A 3,178-nucleotide genomic window follows, 5' to 3' on the forward strand; every position below is an offset into this window, starting at 1 on the left:
GCAAAAGATGTTCTGCTCTGTCAGACATTTTTACATTGAATCTGACCTTACATCTCTAGCTTACGCCCGATCCCTGACATCCAACGGCAAAACCGATGGCGTGGTTTTCGGAATCAGAAAATCATTATTTGATAACCGGACCTCGGCCCAGGATGTGATGAGCTGGAAGGAGCAAACCAATTTTACTGAAGCTCCTGAGTATGAAGTCAGGGCGGATTTGCCCCGCGTTGTGTTCAAAGAGACCAAGAGTATGAATTTGGCTCTCTATTACATTTTGGTGCATGAATTTGGTCACTTCTTTGATTTCGCTAATAACGTCTCGGCCAATGGCTGTGAAAAAAGCAGTCCAAATGCCAAGAGCTGCAGTTATTCGGGTGAATCAACCTGGGGCAGTCTGAGTTGGGACGATTATGTCACGATCAAAAGCGATCTGGCTTTGATCGAACCCAAGTCCTTTTGTTTTTACTCGTGTGAGGAAAATACCCGAACCCGGGCTTCGCATGACAGCCTCTATGAGGGGTTTGAAAAGATGCCCTTTGCCACCACCTACGCAACGGGAAATTCTGTTGAGGATTTTGCTGAGACCTTTACATTCCATGTCAATTCCATGAGCAGATCCTGGGAAAAATCGTATCTGCTGCCGAGCGGCAAGTCCATTTCCCTGACAGAACGATATGAAAGCGAGCTGCTTGAAAAGAAGCGGACTTTTGTCCGGAAATTTCTGGAGCAGGAAGCACTGCTGTATCCTTGACGAAATCCCGTCCAACGCGGGGCATGGCCCCATTGTCACCCCGCTCCCCATCCGTCACCCCGCTCCCCATCTGGGGATGGGTCCACGGCCGAAATCCATTTGGAAATGGCCGTTGACGACAACTCCCAAAGCGTCCCTAACTGCTGCAATGGAATAGCGATTCGCATGGATGGCAGCTCTTACCGCGTCCTTGAGTTCTTCAGAATAACGCCGGGAACGTGGGTTGAGTTCACTCTGAAGCTCGCTCTTAAATTTCATTATTCCACATGAAGACTGACGTCCGTGGCCACCACAAAACGCACATCCGTCCAGGCATTCAGGACGGTAAAATACAGCCACCCATCGGAACGATAATGGGGGAACTGCGCGTAGTAGCCTTTCGGCATTTTGGTCAGGGCAATTGGTTCTTTGCCGCGCAAAAGATCATAGACGAGAATGTCAGCGGATGACTCCAGACTGTTGACCCTTTGGTTTTTATTCTCGTAGCGATAATAAGCCAGCATGCGTTCGTTAAACGATACATTGGGCTTTTCGCCCCCGTCGGTGCAGAGCAGCGCGGTGGACGCATCATCCAAGGCAGGCAATTTTCCATTGGGGAGATCAATTCGGTACGCATCTCGTAAAATGAAGACCCTACGGAAATACGGATATTCACGTTTTTTTTGCCTTGGTGAAAAATTTAGCCAGGATGGACAATTTCCCCGAAAAATATCGGATGGCCGGTATTCTGCTGGCCGCGAAATTATTCTGTTTTCTCGATCCCTTTGTATCCATTGCGACTTGGACAAGGATGAGGCGTCCTGATCTTCTTACGTAAAGATAATTAGAAGGGGATTTGAAAAAGGGAGACCTTTGACGCTCGTGCCTTTGCATTATTTCCTGTAATCAGGAATAAAAACGCCAGGAAATTTCAAGAGTCAACACCAGAGCAAGCTCGCAGATGTCCGGCTTTCGACTCTACGGCTCGTGTCGGTCTCGACTTCTGGTCACTGCAGCCGGAGCCTGGTTCCGTGAACTGGCTATCGAGGCCCGAAATGCCAATCCAGGCATCTGAGAGCAGCACGTCGGTGCAAACTCATACCTGGAAAATAAAACAGGTCTGCTCTTCGCAGACCTGATGCATGTCAGACACCGGGAACAGTGTGGATTTCGCTGCCTTCGTTGTCCTTGAGTTCGAATTCGGTCTCGCTCAACCAAATGAGTTGCGATCCGCCTGTGACGTTTTTTTGAATTGGACTGCCGATCGAAACGCCTTTGGAGTCGAAAATAGTGACTGTAATGTCGTAACGAGGTTCGTCCGGTCCACAGCTTTCCGGTTGCAGACGTTCGATGAGAATGTAACGACCCGAAGGGGACGGCACAGGACCGATTGAGGCATTGCAACCATCAGTCGGAACAGGTTCGCTGGCCAGGAGGCGGCGTTGACCGCTGGCGAGATCGAGGGAGCTTGCTTCAATGCGCGCTTTATCCTTCACTCCGATTTGTCCAGTCAGCAGAATATAGCCAGCATCGGAACGAACAGCCGCGACTAACATTGACCCTGGCAAGCGCTGGGATTCAAGATAAACTTTTTTTGAACCTTTCAGAGTAAAAGCCCGTGAACAGGTTTTTTGCTTCAGGATGCCCGTTCCGCTTCCAGGGATCGGATCCTTTATAATTTCTTCTGTAATTTCCAAGCCATAACCGGTCTTTTCATCGGCCTGATAGTATTCATCCCACGAACGTGTCCTCCAGAATGGCCAATACAGGGGGGAAGTACCGTCTTTCAAGGCTCCGGCTGTCGCACATTCAGACGATTTGGTCCAATCCAGGATACCTTTTTGGGTCGATGTTTCGGAGTCATTTGATCCGCAAGCCCCGGTCACCAGGCTAACCAAGACAGAACAACTCATGAATAAAACGGAACTTTTCATATTTCCTCGTCCATTGGAAGAAGGTTCCCGACACTCAAATCGAAAACAATAGTGCAAATCAGCTACCAAAGTCGCAGGGACTTGGCCAGTAAAATGGTCGGCTTTGTTGCGTTTGCAAAGTCTGGGCGGGAAAATGTCTGGAGTCGCGAGCAGTCATGCAGCCAGGGAATAAAAGATTTCAGCAGTGTTTTGGCGACTGAGAACAGGAGCCCCATGGCGTGATTTGCCGGAAGTTTTTGGTCCCTGGTCATCCTGCTACAATCAGTTCAATCGCTGGTCGAGCAAGGGCATTATTCAGTCGCTCGTCGAAGCATATGCCGATCAATCTGATGATGAATGGAATCTCATGGATTCCACAATTAACCGGGCTCATCAACATGCTGCAGGCGGCCCAAAAAATCAGGACTCCGCCCTGGGTCGATCCAAAGGCGGATTGACCAGCAAGGTTCATATGCTGACCGATGCGCATGGAAATCCTAAAAGCTTTGAAGTGACCGAAGGGAACGCACATGAT

Annotated in this window: 5 protein-coding genes; 2 read left to right on the forward strand and 3 right to left on the reverse strand. The window is 49.4% G+C overall.

Annotated features, from left to right (window positions below):
* Positions 1-751 (forward strand): putative zinc-binding metallopeptidase (locus tag VE954_RS06925; protein WP_324951036.1); only part of this gene is annotated, 751 nt, incomplete at its 5' end.
* A 54-nt stretch (positions 752-805) separates the two neighbouring features.
* Here the strand turns inward: VE954_RS06925 and VE954_RS06930 are convergent.
* From VE954_RS06930 to VE954_RS06940, 3 genes are all read right to left on the reverse strand, one after another.
* On the reverse strand, positions 806-1,009 hold the full coding sequence (locus tag VE954_RS06930) for a hypothetical protein (protein WP_324951038.1): 204 nt from the start codon (positions 1,007-1,009) through the stop codon (positions 806-808).
* Entirely contained in the window at positions 1,009-1,326 is a 318-nt protein-coding gene (locus VE954_RS06935; protein ID WP_324951039.1) for a hypothetical protein, read from the reverse strand. Before VE954_RS06935 ends, VE954_RS06930 begins: the two co-directional genes overlap by 1 nt.
* Before the next feature lie 549 nt (positions 1,327-1,875).
* On the reverse strand, positions 1,876-2,664 hold the full coding sequence (locus VE954_RS06940) for a hypothetical protein (RefSeq protein WP_324951041.1): 789 nt from the start codon (positions 2,662-2,664) through the stop codon (positions 1,876-1,878).
* 184 nt (positions 2,665-2,848) lie between these two features.
* Between VE954_RS06940 and VE954_RS06945 the strand changes: the two genes are divergently transcribed.
* Positions 2,849-3,178, forward strand: a 330-nt coding sequence (locus VE954_RS06945) for an IS5 family transposase (RefSeq protein ID WP_414698978.1), incomplete at its 3' end; no start/stop codon positions are given.

It is taken from the genome of Oligoflexus sp. (assembly GCF_035638955.1).
Taxonomy (GTDB): domain Bacteria; phylum Bdellovibrionota_B; class Oligoflexia; order Oligoflexales; family Oligoflexaceae; genus Oligoflexus.

Coding starts and splice junctions, on each gene's coding strand:
- VE954_RS06930 (WP_324951038.1), bottom strand. CDS start 1,009: ATGAAATTTAAGAGCGAGCTTCAGAGTGAACTCAACCCACGTTCCCGG.
- VE954_RS06940 (WP_324951041.1), bottom strand. CDS start 2,664: ATGAAAAGTTCCGTTTTATTCATGAGTTGTTCTGTCTTGGTTAGCCTG.